Source organism: Streptomyces sp. NPDC054757, from assembly GCF_053612185.1.
In genome coordinates this window covers 22,935-37,452 of the sequence record NZ_JBSHBW010000011.1, presented here as the reverse complement: position 1 = coordinate 37,452, position 14,518 = coordinate 22,935, and the positions used below count along the sequence as shown (strand labels likewise).

Below are 14,518 nucleotides of genomic sequence, written 5' to 3'. Positions count from 1 at the left end.
TGGTGTCTAGTGTCCGGACGTCGCCTTCAGGCCGACGACCGCCACAAGGAGCAGACAGACGAAGAAGATCCGGGCGGCGGTGGCCGGCTCCCCCAGTACGACCATGCCGAGCACCGCCGCACCGGCCGCGCCGATCCCCACCCAGACGCCGTACGCCGTACCGATGGGCAGGGTCTTGGCCGCCTGCGACAGCAACAGCATGGACGCGACGATGCCCGCGCCGGTGAAGAGGCTGGGCCACAGCCTCGTGAAACCTTCGGTGTACTTCATCCCGATCGACCAGGCCACTTCGAGCAGACCGGCGACGACGAGCAGAATCCAGGCCATGACGGCACCTCCGCGAGACGGATCAGCAGGGTGCGTCGTCTTTGCGGTCGATCTGCCCGGTACGGCGCGTCTCGTCGGGGTCGTTCCACCGTAGCAAACCCGCGCGGGACGCGGCGGACGGAGCCGGGCCACGGCTACAGATCCGGAGCCGGGCAGGGCTACAGATAGAGCCCGGTGGAGTCCTCGGAAACCCGTTCGGAAGCCACCGCGTGCAGGTCGCGCTCCCGCATCAGGACGTACGCCACGCCCCGGACCTCCACCTCGGCCCGGTCCTCGGGGTCGTACAGCACCCGGTCGCCCGGCACCACGGTCCGTACGTTCTGCCCGACCGCCACCACCTCGGCCCAGGCCAGCCGCTTGCCGACGGCGGCGGTGGCCGGGATCAGGATGCCGCCGCCGGAGCGCCGCTCGCCCTCCGGGCTGTCGGACCTGACCAGCACGCGGTCGTGCAGCATCCGGATGGGCAGCTTGTCGTCGTGGGTGTTCTCGCTCACGGGCTCGAACCTACCTGGCCCGGGGCGCGGCGTTCACCGAAGGGTCCACGCCACGGACCACGGCCGGCTGCGGGGCCGAACGGGTCAGTACCGGGTCAGCACCGCCGCCGCTTGACGGATTTGGCAGATGTGGAAGATGTGGCAGAGACGGCCCAGAGGCCCACCAGGCCCACCGCGAGGAGCGCCACCGGGATCACGCGCTCCAGACGCGGTGCGCCGTCCTCCGTCACGAACTGCGCCCGTACGCCGTTCGCCGTGCGGTTCAGCACGACGTACGCGCGCCCCGCCGTCTGGTCGACGGCCGATGTGACCTTGGCCCTGGCATCTCCCACGATCGTGCTGGGGTGCAGCCGCACACCGATCTCGTCCAGCGTGTCCGCGAGATCCGCACGCCGGGTCTTGATGTCCGCCTCGATCTGCGCCGGGGTCCTGGCATCCGTGGCATCCGACACTGCGCTGCCTCCGTGGTCGTGTCCGGTAGTCGTTGCCCGACAGTCTGTCAGCTCCAGCGGGAACGCACCCCGCGGCACCCCTATTACGCTCTGCCCCATCCGTACCTCACGGTGACCGATCCCTCCGAGGAGAACCTGATGAGCGAGCGACTGCAGCCCGGCGACACCGCCCCCGCCTTCACCCTGCCCGACGCGGACGGCAACGAGATCTCACTCGCCGCGCACCGGGGCCGCAAGGTCATCGTGTACTTCTACCCGGCGGCCCTCACCCCTGGATGCACCAAGCAGGCCTGCGACTTCACGGACAATCTGGGGTTTCTGGCCGACGCCGGATACGACGTCATCGGGGTCTCGCCGGACAAGCCGGAGAAGCTCGCGAAATTCCGCGAGCAGGAATCGCTGAAGGTGACGCTGGTCGGCGATCCGTCCAAGGAGACACTCGCCGCGTACGGCGCATTCGGGGAGAAGAAGCTCTACGGCAAAACGGTGACGGGCGTCATCAGGTCGACGGTCGTCGTCGACGAGAACGGCAAGGTCGAACGCGCTTTCTATAACGTCAAGGCCACCGGTCACGTAGCCAAAATCATCAAGGACCTCGGCCTCTGAGGAACTCCGGGGCGGTCCGAGAAGTTGCGAGAGTGGCCGGTATCCGCGGAAAATACGTGACCAAGGTCCCATTTCTCCGGAGCCCTGGTTTGCGATCGCCATCGCTGTGCAGAAGAGCCTCCTGCGTGTTTTTGTATGCCCACAGAGAGGACGACCACCATGGCGGACCCCGGCCACCAGACCGCCGCCGACCCCGAGGCGGTCAAACGCCACCGCGGTCTCTTCCGCGCGATCGACCGGCGGAAGAACCCGCGGCTGCGCCGCACCGACATCACGGTGACGGACGAGGCCGCGATCAAGCGGGCGGTGAAGGCGGCCAGCCTCGGTAATGCCATGGAGTGGTTCGACTTCGGCATCTACAGCTATCTGGCGGCGACGATCGGCCGCGTGTTCTTCCCCGGCGGAAGCGACACGGTCCAGCTGCTCGCCTCGTTCGCCACTTTCGCCGTCGCCTTCCTGATCCGGCCGGTCGGCGGCATGGTCTTCGGCCCGATGGGCGACAAGATCGGCCGCAAGAAGGTCCTCGCCATGACCATGATCATGATGGCGATCGGGACCTTCGCGATTGGCGTGCTCCCCTCGTACGCGACGGTCGGCTTCTGGTCCCCCGTCCTGCTGATCTTCTTCCGCCTGGTGCAGGGCTTCTCCACCGGCGGTGAGTACGGCGGCGCCTCGACCTTCATAGCCGAGTACGCACCGGACAAGCGCCGCGGGTACTTCGGCAGCTTCCTGGAGTTCGGCACGCTCTCCGGATACGTGGGCGCGGCCGGCCTGGTCACGCTGATGACCTCGGTCGTCGGCTCCGGCGGGATGGACAGCTGGGGCTGGCGCATTCCGTTCCTGGTCGCGGGCCCGCTGGGCCTGGTCGGTCTCTACCTGCGGCTCAAGCTGGACGAGACCCCCGCCTTCCAGCGGCTGACCGGCGAGAACGTGGGCGCCGGCGAGGCGGCCGACGCGGTCGAGACCACCGCCAAGGGCGACCTCAAGGCGATCTTCCGGGACCACTGGCGCGCGCTGGTGCTCTGCATCTGTCTGGTCGGTGCGTACAACATCACCGACTACATGCTGCTGTCGTACATGCCGACCTATCTCTCGGACGAACTCGACTACGGCGACACCCACGGCCTACTGGTCCTGCTGGGCGTCATGGTCGCCCTGATGCTGGTCATCAACCAGGTCGGCAAGCTGAGCGACCGCTTCGGCCGGAAACCGCTCCTGATGGCGGGCATGCTCGGCTTCCTCGTCCTGTCGCTCCCGGCCTTCCTCCTGATCCGCCAGGGCTCCGTCCCGGCGATCATCATCGGCATGGCGATGCTCGGCCTCTCGCTGGTGTGCATGCTGGGCACGATGTCGGCGGCGCTCCCGGCGCTGTTCCCGACCCAGGTCAGGTACGGGTCGCTGTCGGTCGGCTACAACCTCTCGACGTCCCTGTTCGGCGGTACGACCCCGTTCGTGATCACCGCGCTGATCAGCCTGGCCGGCACCAATCTGATGCCGGCGTACTACGCGATGGGCGCGGCGCTGGTGGGCGTGATCGCGGTCCTCTGCATGAAGGAGACCGCCCAGCAGCCCCTGGAGGGCTCGCCCCCGTCGGTGGAGACGAAGGAGGAGGCCGCCGAAATGGTCGAGTCCCAGGCCCCGGAACCCCGCTTCTGACCCCCACCCCCCGAAGCCACCCCGGCTCGCGGAACGGCCCGTACCCCACCCGGTACGGGCCGTTCCGCTTCCCGTACGTGACGGCCGGGCCGGTGGTTCGTTACTCCGTACGAGGTGACGAACGTGTGACCGGGGTGGAGGGGGCACGCATGCCGAAGAGGTACACCCGCGAGCTGCTGGCGGAAGCAGCTCGCCGGACGAGCGACTGGGACGACGCGGTGCGCTGGTGCGGGGGCACCGCGACGCCGGGCAGCAGACGGTATCTGCGCGGGAAGATGGCCGAGGCCGGGGTGGACACCTCGCACTTCCCCGACCGGTGGGTGCGTCACACCGACGCGCGGCTCCGCGAGGCCGTCGCGGCATCGACAAGCATCCGGGAGGTCCTCTGCCAGCTGGGGATCAACCCGGTCGGCGGGAACCACACGCACATCGGGCGCCGTATCAAGGCGTCCGGGATCGACACCTCACACTTCACCCGGCGCCCGTCCGGTGGCCCTCAGCGCTCACGAGGCGGCGGGATCCTGACGGTCCGGTCCCCCGGCGAGGGCAGAGTCCCCGGGGAACGGCTGCGCCGCGAACTGCTGCGGACGGGGTGCCCTGAGCGCTGCGCGATGTGCGGTACCGGCCCGGAGTGGAACGGCCGGCCTCTCCGCCTCGAAGTCGATCACATCAACGGCGACTGGTGGAACAACACCCCCGGGAACCTCCGGCTCATGTGCCCCAACTGTCATACGGTCACCGACACCTACCGCGGACGCAGGCGGGGGACGAAGGCGTGAGCAGGGCGAAGTACCCCCGGGAACTGCTGACCCGCACGGCGGCCGACTCCGCAAGCCTCGTGGACCTGATGCGCCGGCTGGGCGCCCCGATGGGAGCCCGTCCTCTGCGCTGTCTGCGCCTCAGGCTGGAGCACCTCGGCATCGACACGTCGCACTTCGGCGACGAGCCCCTCCCGGCCCGTGAAAGACGCAGCTACTCGCGGGAGTTGCTGGCAGAAGCGGCCGCCCACTCGTCCAGCATCCGGGAAATGATGGAGTACCTGGGCTACCCGCCGGACGACAGCCCCTACGGGCTCATCAGGACCAAGCTCGACCGCTTCGGTATCGACACCTCGCACTTCCGCCGCGGACGCGGACACGGTCCGTCCGTACTTCCCCGCGAGCCGCTCGCCACCGTGGTCGCCCGCTGCCTCAGCCATGCAGGCGTGCTCAGAGCGCTCGGGGAGCGGGACTCGGGCGCTGCCAGGGCGCGCCTCCGTAGGAGCCTGGACGCCCATGGGATCTCCACCGGGCACTTCACCGGTCAAGGACACGCCCGTGGCACGGTCTCACCCCGCCGGGTAGCAGCCCACGACATCCTCCGCCAACGGCCGCCCGGCTCACCCCGGACCAGGACCGTGAAACTGCGGCGCGCACTCGACGACCTGGCTGTCCCGCACATCTGCGCCGATTGCGGCACGGGTGACAGCTGGCAGGGCCGGCTGCTGGTGCTGGAGATCGATCACATCAACGGCGACAGACTGGACGACCGCCGGGAGAACCTCAGGTACTTGTGCCCGTCGTGTCACAGCCAGACGGTCACGTTCGCGAACCGCTCCCCATCACTCCGAGGAACAAAGTAGAGTTCTTCAGGTCTGCGCCCGTACGCCACCCGGTGAGCGACGATCTTTAGGTGGTCGTGTATATCGGTTCGAATCCGATCGGGCGCACCGACAGAAGGCGTGGCCTCCACAGGGGGCCACGCCTTCTGCTGTCAGCCCAGCAGCTCCCGCACCACCGGTACCAGCGCACGGAACGCCTGGCCGCGGTGGCTGATCGCGTTCTTCTCCGATGCCGTGAGTTCCGCGCAGGTGCGGGTGGAGCCCGTCGGCTGGAGGATCGGGTCGTAGCCGAAGCCGCCGCTGCCCGCCGGGGTGGTGCGGAGGGTGCCGGGGAGGGTGCCCTCCACCACGCGTTCCGTGCCGTCGGGGAGGGCCAGGGCCGCCGCGCAGGCGAAGTGGGCGCCCCGGTGCGGGTCGTCGATGTCCGAGAGCTGGGCCAGCAGCAGGCGGAGGTTGGCCTCGTCGTCGCCGTGGGTGCCTGACCAGCGGGCCGAGAAGATGCCGGGGGCGCCGTTCAGTACGTCGACGCAGAGGCCCGAGTCGTCGGCCACGGCGGGCAGGCCGGTCGCCTGCGCCATGGCGTGGGCCTTCAGCAGAGCGTTCTCGGCGAAGGTGACGCCGGTCTCCTTGACGTCCGGGACTTCGGGGTACGCGTCCGTGCCGACCAGTTCGTGGGGCAGGCCCGCGTCGGCGAGGATCGCTTCGAGTTCGGTGATTTTCCCGGCGTTGCGGGTGGCGAGGATCAGACGGGTCATGTGTCCAGTATCAGGGGGCGGGCGGGCGGCTCACCGCGCACCCTTCCGCCCCCGGAGCACCACCGTCCGGCAGGCGCACCGGCTACTTGCCGAGTGCCTCGACCTGGAGCGCGGTGAGGTCGGCGCAGCCGCCGGTGGCCAGGTCGAGCAGGGCGTTGAGCTCCTTGCGGTCGAAGGGCTCGGCCTCGGCGGTGCCCTGGACCTCGACGAAGCGGCCGTCCCCGGTGCAGACGACGTTCATGTCGGTCTCGGCGCGGACGTCCTCCTCGTAGCGGAGGTCGAGCAGCGGTGTTCCGTCGACGATGCCGACGCTGACCGCCGAGACCGTGTCGGTGAGGGGCTTGCGGCCCGGCCTGATGAGCTTCTTGGACTGGGCCCAGGTGACCGCGTCGGCGAGCGCGACGTACGCGCCGGTGATCGCGGCGGTGCGGGTGCCGCCGTCGGCCTGGAGGACGTCGCAGTCGAGTACGACCGTGTTCTCGCCCAGCGCCTTGTAGTCGATGACCGCGCGCAGCGAGCGGCCGATGAGGCGGGAGATCTCGTGGGTACGGCCGCCGATCCTGCCGCGGACGGATTCCCGGTCGCCTCGGGTGTTGGTGGAGCGCGGGAGCATCGAGTACTCGGCGGTGACCCAGCCCTCGCCGCTGCCCTTGCGCCAGCGCGGTACGCCTTCGGTGAAGGAGGCGGTGCAGAAGACTTTGGTGTCACCGAAGGAGATGAGGACGGAGCCCTCGGCGTGCTTGCTCCAGGCGCGCTCAATGGTGACCGGGCGGAGTTCTTCGGGGGTGCGGCCGTCGATACGAGACATGGGCCGAGCCTATCGGCCGGAGCGGGGGCGGGCGCCCGGGGCCGGTGGCGGGAGGCGGGGCGGCCACCGCCGCGGCCACTGCCGCGCCCGGAGCCGGCCCCGCCGCTGATCCGCCGCACTCGCGGGTGCCCGCGAGTCAGCCGGTCACATCATGTCCTCGATGTCCGCGGCGATGGGGTCCGCGTCGGTGCCGATGACGACCTGGATCGCGGTGCCCATCTTGACGACGCCGTGCGCGCCCGCGGCCTTGAGCGCCGCGTCGTCCACGAGCGAGGCGTCCTTGACCTCGGTGCGCAGCCGGGTGATGCAGCCTTCGACCTCTTCGATGTTGTCGAGGCCGCCGAGCCCCGCGACGATCTTCTCAGCCTTAGTGGCCATCTCTGACTCCTGAGTGTCTCCTGGCGGCCCGGCTCTCCGGTCCGTTTCGTCACGGTAACGCACGATTGGGCGCCTTATACGGGCGGGAAACCGTGCCGCCTCGGAAGATGGCGATCACTGGTGCGGCGCCGGGGGCAAGGCATCGGACCGCGCCGTGGGTGGCCTGGAGCCATATACGGCGGCCGCCAACAGGCCGACGCAGGAGGACGCCGAATGAGCACCAGCAGCGCGGCGGTGCCACAGACCCCGCCGGCGAAGAAGTGGTGGAACGGCCTCTTCCAGGGTCTTCAGAAGGTCGGCCGCAGTCTGCAGCTGCCCGTCGCCGTCCTGCCCGCCGCGGGTCTGCTCGTCAGCCTCGGCAATCTCTTCACCGCCTATCTGCACGGCGCGTTCTGGGACAGGACGGCCAAGGTCTTCCTCGCGGGCGGCAACGCGATCCTTGACGGGGCGTTCGGTCTGCCGCTGCTCTTCTGCATCGGGGTCGCGATCGGTTTCGCGAAGAAGGCGGACGGTTCGACGGCGCTGGCCGCGGTCGTCGGATTCCTCGTGTACCACGGCGTCCTGGGCGCCTACCCGATCGGTGGGTCGGTGACGAAGGCGATGCCCCAGGGCACTCCGCAGAATCCGGGTGTACTCGGCGGGATCCTGATCGGGCTGCTGACCGCGATCGTCTGGCAGCGCTTCCACCGCACCCGGCTGGTCGACTGGCTGGGCTTCTTCAACGGCCGCCGTCTCGTCCCGATCCTGATGGCTTTCCTCGGCGTCATCCTCGGCGTGGTGTTCGGGCTCGTCTGGCAGCCGGTGGGCGATGCGCTGACCTGGTTCTCGAAGCATCTGATCGGCCTGGGCGCCTGGGGCGCGGCGATCTTCGGTGTGGCCAACCGGCTCCTCATCCCGATCGGTATGCACCAGTTCCTGAACACCTTCTTCTGGTTCCAGGCCGGTACGTACACCAAGTCGGACGGGACCGGGGTACAGGGCGACATCACACGGTTCTTCGCGGGCGACCCGAGTGCGGGGCAGTTCACGTCCGGCTTCTTCCCGATCATGATGTTCGGTCTGCCCGCCGCGGCCCTGGCCATCGCCCACTGCGCACGGCCGGAGCGGCGCAAGCAGGTCACGGGCCTGATGATCTCGGTGGCGCTGACGTCGTTCGTGACCGGGGTGACCGAGCCGCTGGAGTTCTCCTTCATGTTCGCCGCGCCGCTGCTGTACGGGCTGCACGCGCTGCTGACTGGTGCTTCGATGGGGATCACCTGGGCCCTGGGGGTCCATGCGGGGTTCAGTTTCTCGGCCGGTCTGATCGACTACGTCATCAACTGGCACCTCGATACGAAGCCCTGGCTGATCATCCCGATCGGGCTCTGCTTCGCGGTGGTGTACTACGTGGTCTTCCGGTTCGTGATCACCAAGTTCAATGTGATGACACCGGGGCGCGAGCCGGAAGAGGACGTCGAGGACGTCACCAAGGCATGAGGGAGCACAGTCGGCGGGCCCGGGAACCGCAGCGGTTGCCGGGCCCGCGATGAGAGTGCCGCGGGGTCCAGATCCCGTACACGGGATCGGATCCCGTACCCGGGGTCAGATCCCGTACCCGGGGTCAGATCCCGGGTACGGGGTCAGATCTCGTACACCGCGCCGGGCCTGGCCAGCTCCACCGGGCCGTCGAACACCGCCTGCGCGTCGGCCAGATTGCGTTTGGCGTCCGTCCACGGCGGGATGTGGGTCAGCACCATGTGCCGCACCCCGGCACGCGCCGCGTGTGCTCCGGCCTCGCGGCCGTTGAGGTGGAGGTCGGCGACATCCTCCTTGCCGTGGGTGAAGGACGCTTCGCAGAGGAACAGGTCGGCGCCCACGGCGAGTTCGTGCAGCGGGTCGCAGACGCCCGTGTCCCCGGAGTACGTGAGTGTGCTGCCGCCGTGCTCGATCCGGATGGCGTACGCCTCGACCGGGTGGCAGACCTTCTCCGTACGCACCGCGAACGGGCCGATGTCGAACGAGGCGGACTTCAGGGTGCGGAAGTCGAAGACCTCGCTCATCGACGTGGAGGACGGGGTGTCCGCGTACGCCGTGGTGAGCCGTTCCGCCGCACCCTCGGGCGCGTACACGGGGATCGCGGGGCAGCGTCCGCCGTCGTGGCGGTAGTAGCGCGCGACGAAATACGCGCACATGTCGATGCAGTGGTCCGAGTGGAGATGGCTGAGGAAGACGGCGTCCAGGTCGTAGAGACCGCAGTAGTGCTGCAGCTCGCCGAGGGCGCCGTTGCCCATGTCGAGGAGCAGCCTGAAGCCGTCGGCCTCTACGAGGTAGCTCGAACAGGCCGATTCCGCGGATGGGAACGACCCCGAGCAGCCGACGACGGTGAGCTTCATGGAGTGGGAACCTCCGTGGACGGGCCGGGCCCCGCGCGCCCGGCAGGACGCCGAAGCGGTCCGTCGAGCCTAAGGCGCCGGAGCGGTGGCCGCTCCTCCACAGGACGGCGTTGTGGGGGAACTCACCTGCGCTGTCACCGGTTCGGGTGGGCGGTGCGGCTCTGCGGCCCCGCCGACGGTGGGGCGCCGGGTGTCCGTGGCCACCGGTACGGTCCTCGGTATGGATACGAGGTGGGTGCTGGCGCTGCTGGCCGTCGTGGTGATCGCCCTGGTCGCGTCGGTCGTCGACGGGCGTGCGCGGGGCGGGCGCCGGCCGCGGGGCCGCGGGCGGCCGCCGGGGCGTCCGGCCGGCCGGGAGCCGCGGTCGCCCGCGGGGCGGCCGTCGAAGCGGTCCGGGCGGCCGGGGCGGGTGCCGCGGGCGGGCGAGATCTGGTGGGCGCTCGTGCCGTACGAGGACGGGCCGGGCGGCAAGGACCGGCCGTGCCTGGTGCTGTCGGTGCGGGGTGACGCGGCGCTGGTCGCCAAGATCACCAGTAAGCACCACGAGGAGCGGCCCGGGGTGATCGCGCTGCCCGCGGGGGCGGTGGGCGATGCCCAGCAGCGGCGGAGCTTCCTGGAGACGGACGAGTTGCGGGATGTCCGGGTGCGGGAGTTCCGCAGGTGGGCGGGGGATGTGGACCCGGCGGTGTGGGACCGGGTGCGGCACCTGGCGGGGTAGGTCTGCCGTCCGGCTCGTACCGGGCCCTGGGCGGGCCGGGTACGAGCCGGGCGAGAGGCCGGGCAGCCGCTCAGGCCCAGAGCTGCCCCTGGAGCGTTTCGATGGCCGCTTCCGTCGTGGGGGCGGTGTAGACGCCGGTCGACAGGTACTTCCAGCCGCCGTCCGCCACGATGAAGACGATGTCCGCCGGGCTGCCGGCCTTGACGGCCTTTCTGCCGACGCCGATCGCCGCGTGGAGCGCCGCACCGGTCGAGACACCCGCGAAGATGCCTTCCTGCTGGAGCAGTTCACGCGTGCGGGCGACCGCGTCCGCGCTGCCCACCGAGAAGCGGGTGGTGAGCACCGACGCGTCGTACAGCTCGGGGACGAAGCCCTCGTCCAGGTTGCGCAGCCCGTAGACCAGGTCGTCGTAGCGAGGTTCGGCGGCGACGATGCTGATGTCCGGGACGTTCTCGCGCAGATAGCGGCCGGCGCCCATGAGGGTGCCGGTGGTGCCGAGGCCCGCCACGAAGTGGGTGACGGACGGCAGGTCGGCGAGGATCTCCGGGCCGGTGGTCGCATAGTGCGCGCCCGCGTTGTCCGGGTTTCCGTACTGGTAGAGCATCACCCAGTCGGGGTGCTCGGCCGCCAGCTCCTTGGCGACGCGTACGGCGGTGTTGGAGCCGCCGGCCGCCGGCGAGGAGATGATCTCGGCGCCCCACATGGTGAGCAGGTCGCGGCGTTCCTGGGAGGTGTTCTCCGGCATGACGCAGACGATCCGGTAGCCCTTGAGCCGGGCCGCCATGGCGAGCGAGATGCCGGTGTTGCCCGATGTGGGCTCCAGGATGGTGCAGCCCGGGGTCAACCGGCCGTCCTTCTCGGCCTGTTCGACCATGTGGAGGGCGGGGCGGTCCTTGATCGATCCGGTCGGGTTGCGGTCCTCCAGCTTGGCCCAGATCCGCACGTCGTCCGACGGGGACAGGCGCGGGAGCCGTACGAGCGGGGTGTTGCCCACTGCGGCGAGCGGGGAGTCGTATCGCATCGGGCTCAGACCATGCCGCCGGCCACGGCCGGAAGGATGGTGACGCTGTCGCCGTCGGCCAGCTTGGTGGAGATGCCGTCGAGGAAGCGGACGTCCTCGTCGTTGAGGTAGACGTTCACGAAGCGGCGGAGCTGGTCGCCGTCGACGATGCGCTCGCGGATGCCGTTGTGCCGGGTTTCGAGGTCGGCGAGCAGGGCGGCGAGGGTGTCACCGCTGCCTTCGACCGCCTTGGCGCCGTCGGTGTAGGTGCGGAGGATGGTCGGGATGCGGACCTCGATGGCCATGGCTGGGCTCCTGTCGGATGGTGTGGCGGAGGGCGCGGCAGCGCGCGTGGTGCCGGTCGTACCGGTGGTGGTGCGTGGTGCTTACGCGGGGCCGCGGCTCAGACGGCAACGCGGCACGGACAGATTGCGCTGTCGAGGCGGCACAGGTCGACGTGCAGCCGTGCGGCCCCACATCCAAAGGCCCCCAGCAAGAGGGTGGACGCGGAGCGCAGCGTGACGGGCGTCGCGCCCGGCGTCTTTTCGCTCACGTCATGGGAAACCATGGGCTCATCGTATCGATTCCCGCCCCCCGGACCGAGGTGTGATCTCGCCATACGGGATTGAACCGTCCACCCTGCGGACAGGCTTCACGGACAACCTTCCGGGGAGGACCGCCGGACGGACCGCAGAGCTCACCGCCGGTTCATCGGCGCACGGCGCGGACCACCGTGTCGAGTGCCTCGGCCTCACCGACCGGACGGTGGACCACCTCGGCCACGACGAGGTCGGCATACGGCTCCCACGCCTCGCGTACGAACTCGACGCTGGACAGCACGCGCGCGTCCTGCGGACCCCCCGTGCCGTACTCAAGATTGCCGGCATCGTGGCCGACCAGCAGCAGCGTGCCGCCGGGCCGGACCGCCCGGCAGGCACTCGCCAGCACTGCAAGCATGTCCTGCCGGGGCAGTTGCAGATACGAGATCAGGGCCAGGTCGTAGGCGGCCTTTTCGGGGGTGTAGCGGGTGGCGTCGGCCACCGAGGCACGCACCGGCTCCTGGCCGCTGCCGACCGCGTCCCTGATCCGGCCGACGGCGACCGGTGAGAAGTCGATCGCGTCCACCCGCCACCCCCGGTCGGCCAGCCACAGGGCGTTGCGCCCCTCCCCCGCGGCCAGATCCAGGGCCCGTCCGGGTTTCAGACCGGAGGTCTCACGCACCACCCACCTGTTCGGCTCGACCGACCACACGCGCTCCACGGCCCGGTAACGCTCGTCCCAGTCGTCCGCGTCCATACGCTCTCTTCCACGTCGGTCTGCCGCGCCCGGCCCTGCCGGGCGGACCGGGCCTTCTCCCGCCGTAACGCTACGGGAAAGGCGGCTGCCGGAACCGCGTAACCGCTACCGGAGCGGCCCTCGGAGGGAAGCCCGAGCCGGACGGTTGTCGCCTGACTGTCCGCGCGAAGACGGATCAAGCACACGACCCCGGAGCCGAGAGGTCACAGCGCGAACACTTGCGCCCGCCCGTGCTCAGCGCGGAGCGGTACCGCCCGGGGGCTCTGCTCCCAGGAGGGCGAGCAGCCCGGGGAATCTCTTCTCGATGTCCGCGCGTCGCAGCCGGATGCCCTTGCGGTTGCCGTAGTCGACCTCGTCGATGAGACCCGCCTCGCGCAGGACGCGGAAGTGGTGGGTCTGGCTCTGCTTCGAGATCGAAAGATCGAACGAGTTGCAGCCCCGCTCGCTGTCGCTGCGGTCGGCGGCCAACTCCGTCATCACCGAACGACGGTGTCTGTCGGCGAGGGCGCGAAACACCGCCCCCAGATCGAGCGCATCGGCCTCCGGGCCGACCAGGTTCCTCCCGGCCATGCCGCACCTCCTTTAAGTACGTCTTGCATCGTACCTGAAAGATGTGCTCCACTGAGGTACCAAATCTTTTTTACCTTGGTTGGGATGCGCGGCCCCGTGCCGCCACTCCCTGAGACCCGGCCTCCGCACTCGCCGGGGACCTGGTCATCGACACTCCGAGAGGTCATCGTCATGAAGAAGCCCGAGGTGCTGATAGTCGGTGCCGGAATCGCAGGGCCCGCACTCGCCCACTGGCTCTCCCGGAACGGCTACCGGCCGACGGTCGTCGAACACGCCCGGCAGCTGCGCTCCGGCGGTAGCGCCATCGTCGTGAAGGGGCCCGCGATCCCGGTCGCCGACCGCATGGGCATCCTCCCGCAGCTCCGCGGACTCGCCACCCGCAATCGGTCACTGACCCTGCTCGACCCCGGCGGCAGGCGAATCCTGCGACTCCCGCTCACCTCGGACGAGGCGCCGACGGTCGAGGTGACCCGGGCCGACCTGTCCGAGGTGCTCCACCGGTCGGCGCAGACCGAGGCCGAGTTCTTGTTCGACGACACGGTCACCGCCCTCGACCAGGACGGAGGTGGGGTCGACGTCACGTTCCGGCGGTCCGCCCCACGGCGCTTCGACTTGGTCGTCGGTGCCGACGGGATGCACTCCACCGTACGGCGCCTGATATTCGGACCCGAGCGGCAGTTCGCGAGCGACCTGGGCCTGTACGGCGCGACCGTCCCGCTGGAACCCGGCGCCGTCGAGGACCCGAGCGAGATGACGATGCTGACTGTGCCGAACCGGATGCTGGTCGTCCACCCCTCGCGGACCACTCCGCTCGCGATCTTCACCTTCCGGGCCACACAGCCGGCCCCCCACGACCGCAAGAACATCGCCCTTCACAAGCAGACCGTGGCCGACGCCTACGCCGACGTGCGGTGGCGGGCACCGGAACTCGTGGCGGCGTTCCTCGACCACCCCGCTCCGTTCTTCGACCCCCTGACCACCGTCCGAGTGCCCTCGTGGTCCCGCGGACGGGTCGTACTGCTCGGGGACGCTGCGGCGGCGACAGCCCTGCTGGGGGACGGGTCCAGTATGGCGATGGCGGGCGCGTACGCCCTCGCGGAAGAGCTCGCCGCCCATCCCGGTGATCACGCCCGCGCCTTCGCCGCCTACGAGTCGCGGCTCCGCCGTGAGGTGGGTCCGCGGCAGCGACGCGTCGGTCTGCTCTCCAGGCTCATGGTGCCCCGCACCCGGCCGGGCCTCGCGGTGCGCAACACGGTGGCCGGCGCGGTCGGCCGCACGAACCGGATCGCCTCTCGCGAAACCGCGAACCGGTAGACCGAGCCCGCACCGACCGGTCACCGCTCGGTGCACAGCTCCGCGACAGCTCTCAGCCGGGTCGGCGCCGCCACGCCCGACGAGGGCGAGGCCGAGCACGGTGCCGCCGCGGCCCGCCCGACCACGATCACGGCCTGCGAGCACCGAACGCAGGGGCAAGCACCGCCGACCC

At 69.9% G+C, this 14,518-nt stretch carries 19 protein-coding genes, 1 tRNA gene and 1 riboswitch; of the genes, 8 read left to right on the top strand and 12 right to left on the bottom strand.

From position 1 onward, the window contains the following. Nucleotides 1–6: 6 nt before the first annotated feature. From ACWGKJ_RS15655 to ACWGKJ_RS15645, 3 genes are all read right to left on the bottom strand, one after another. Nucleotides 7–327 (bottom strand): DMT family transporter, encoded by a 321-nt coding sequence (locus tag ACWGKJ_RS15655; RefSeq protein WP_266856623.1) that lies wholly within the window; start codon nucleotides 325–327, stop codon nucleotides 7–9. 29 nt (nucleotides 328–356) lie between these two features. Next, a riboswitch (guanidine-III (ykkC-III) riboswitch) is annotated at nucleotides 357–427 on the bottom strand. A gap of 58 nt (nucleotides 428–485) precedes the next feature. Continuing rightward, the gene (locus ACWGKJ_RS15650) at nucleotides 486–821 is read right to left on the bottom strand and encodes a GroES family chaperonin (RefSeq protein WP_385026848.1); all 336 of its coding nucleotides are present in this window, start codon (nucleotides 819–821) and stop codon (nucleotides 486–488) included. Between the two features lie 95 nt (nucleotides 822–916). Further along, entirely contained in the window at nucleotides 917–1,273 is a 357-nt protein-coding gene (locus ACWGKJ_RS15645; protein WP_385026845.1) for a DUF3618 domain-containing protein, read from the bottom strand. A gap of 138 nt (nucleotides 1,274–1,411) precedes the next feature. Here ACWGKJ_RS15645 and bcp point away from each other — a divergent pair, with 138 nt between their 5' ends. From bcp to ACWGKJ_RS15620, 5 genes are all read left to right on the top strand, one after another. After that, entirely contained in the window at nucleotides 1,412–1,879 is a 468-nt protein-coding gene (gene bcp, locus ACWGKJ_RS15640) for a thioredoxin-dependent thiol peroxidase (RefSeq protein ID WP_385026842.1), read from the top strand. A 159-nt stretch (nucleotides 1,880–2,038) separates the two neighbouring features. Then, nucleotides 2,039–3,535 carry a glycine betaine/L-proline transporter ProP gene (gene proP, locus ACWGKJ_RS15635; protein WP_385026839.1) on the top strand — a complete coding sequence of 499 codons (1,497 nt, stop codon included), beginning with the start codon at nucleotides 2,039–2,041 and terminating at the stop codon, nucleotides 3,533–3,535. A gap of 149 nt (nucleotides 3,536–3,684) precedes the next feature. Further along, nucleotides 3,685–4,314, top strand: a complete 630-nt coding sequence (locus ACWGKJ_RS15630) for an HNH endonuclease signature motif containing protein (protein ID WP_385026835.1) — start codon at nucleotides 3,685–3,687, stop codon at nucleotides 4,312–4,314. Then, entirely contained in the window at nucleotides 4,311–5,156 is an 846-nt protein-coding gene (locus tag ACWGKJ_RS15625; RefSeq protein ID WP_385026832.1) for an HNH endonuclease signature motif containing protein, read from the top strand. Before ACWGKJ_RS15630 ends, ACWGKJ_RS15625 begins: the two co-directional genes overlap by 4 nt. Before the next feature lie 14 nt (nucleotides 5,157–5,170). After that, nucleotides 5,171–5,243 (top strand) — tRNA-Leu (locus ACWGKJ_RS15620). A 44-nt stretch (nucleotides 5,244–5,287) separates the two neighbouring features. Here the strand turns inward: ACWGKJ_RS15620 and rdgB are convergent. The 3 genes from rdgB to ACWGKJ_RS15605 all read right to left on the bottom strand — a co-directional run bounded on the left by rdgB (nucleotide 5,288) and on the right by ACWGKJ_RS15605 (nucleotide 7,139). Then, nucleotides 5,288–5,890, bottom strand: a complete 603-nt coding sequence (rdgB, locus tag ACWGKJ_RS15615; RefSeq protein ID WP_385026829.1) for an RdgB/HAM1 family non-canonical purine NTP pyrophosphatase — start codon at nucleotides 5,888–5,890, stop codon at nucleotides 5,288–5,290. A gap of 82 nt (nucleotides 5,891–5,972) precedes the next feature. After that, a complete protein-coding gene (gene rph / locus ACWGKJ_RS15610) occupies nucleotides 5,973–6,698 on the bottom strand; it encodes a ribonuclease PH (RefSeq protein ID WP_385026826.1) in 726 nt (241 codons plus the stop codon). 144 nt (nucleotides 6,699–6,842) lie between these two features. Continuing rightward, a complete protein-coding gene (locus ACWGKJ_RS15605) occupies nucleotides 6,843–7,139 on the bottom strand; it encodes a glucose PTS transporter subunit EIIB (protein WP_385026823.1) in 297 nt (98 codons plus the stop codon). Nucleotides 7,140–7,289: 150 nt separating this feature from the next. On the opposite strand from ACWGKJ_RS15605, the gene ACWGKJ_RS15600 reads away from it, so the two are divergent. Next, nucleotides 7,290–8,552: a PTS transporter subunit EIIC gene (locus ACWGKJ_RS15600; RefSeq protein WP_385026820.1), complete on the top strand. Its 1,263-nt coding sequence runs from the start codon at nucleotides 7,290–7,292 to the stop codon at nucleotides 8,550–8,552. A 143-nt stretch (nucleotides 8,553–8,695) separates the two neighbouring features. On the opposite strand, the gene ACWGKJ_RS15595 is transcribed toward ACWGKJ_RS15600, so the two are convergent. Next, nucleotides 8,696–9,448 (bottom strand): MBL fold metallo-hydrolase, encoded by a 753-nt coding sequence (locus ACWGKJ_RS15595; protein ID WP_385026817.1) that lies wholly within the window; start codon nucleotides 9,446–9,448, stop codon nucleotides 8,696–8,698. Between the two features lie 220 nt (nucleotides 9,449–9,668). On the opposite strand from ACWGKJ_RS15595, the gene ACWGKJ_RS15590 reads away from it, so the two are divergent. Then, entirely contained in the window at nucleotides 9,669–10,166 is a 498-nt protein-coding gene (locus tag ACWGKJ_RS15590) for a type II toxin-antitoxin system PemK/MazF family toxin (RefSeq protein ID WP_453315749.1), read from the top strand. A 70-nt stretch (nucleotides 10,167–10,236) separates the two neighbouring features. Here ACWGKJ_RS15590 and ACWGKJ_RS15585 read toward each other — a convergent pair whose 3' ends face one another. The 5 genes from ACWGKJ_RS15585 to ACWGKJ_RS15565 form a co-directional block, all read right to left on the bottom strand. Then, nucleotides 10,237–11,187 carry a PLP-dependent cysteine synthase family protein gene (locus tag ACWGKJ_RS15585; RefSeq protein WP_385030973.1) on the bottom strand — a complete coding sequence of 317 codons (951 nt, stop codon included), beginning with the start codon at nucleotides 11,185–11,187 and terminating at the stop codon, nucleotides 10,237–10,239. 5 nt (nucleotides 11,188–11,192) lie between these two features. Beyond that, entirely contained in the window at nucleotides 11,193–11,471 is a 279-nt protein-coding gene (locus tag ACWGKJ_RS15580; RefSeq protein WP_385030971.1) for a MoaD/ThiS family protein, read from the bottom strand. Between the two features lie 98 nt (nucleotides 11,472–11,569). Then, nucleotides 11,570–11,734: a putative leader peptide gene (locus ACWGKJ_RS15575; RefSeq protein WP_453315748.1), complete on the bottom strand. Its 165-nt coding sequence runs from the start codon at nucleotides 11,732–11,734 to the stop codon at nucleotides 11,570–11,572. A gap of 140 nt (nucleotides 11,735–11,874) precedes the next feature. After that, complete coding sequence (locus tag ACWGKJ_RS15570) at nucleotides 11,875–12,462, bottom strand: class I SAM-dependent methyltransferase (RefSeq protein ID WP_385030968.1); 588 nt, start codon at nucleotides 12,460–12,462, stop codon at nucleotides 11,875–11,877. 234 nt (nucleotides 12,463–12,696) lie between these two features. Beyond that, nucleotides 12,697–13,032, bottom strand: coding sequence for an ArsR/SmtB family transcription factor (locus ACWGKJ_RS15565; protein WP_385030965.1), 336 nt, complete (start codon nucleotides 13,030–13,032; stop codon nucleotides 12,697–12,699). A gap of 171 nt (nucleotides 13,033–13,203) precedes the next feature. Here ACWGKJ_RS15565 and ACWGKJ_RS15560 point away from each other — a divergent pair, with 171 nt between their 5' ends. After that, nucleotides 13,204–14,346, top strand: coding sequence for an FAD-dependent monooxygenase (locus tag ACWGKJ_RS15560; RefSeq protein WP_385030962.1), 1,143 nt, complete (start codon nucleotides 13,204–13,206; stop codon nucleotides 14,344–14,346). Nucleotides 14,347–14,518 lie beyond the last annotated feature (172 nt).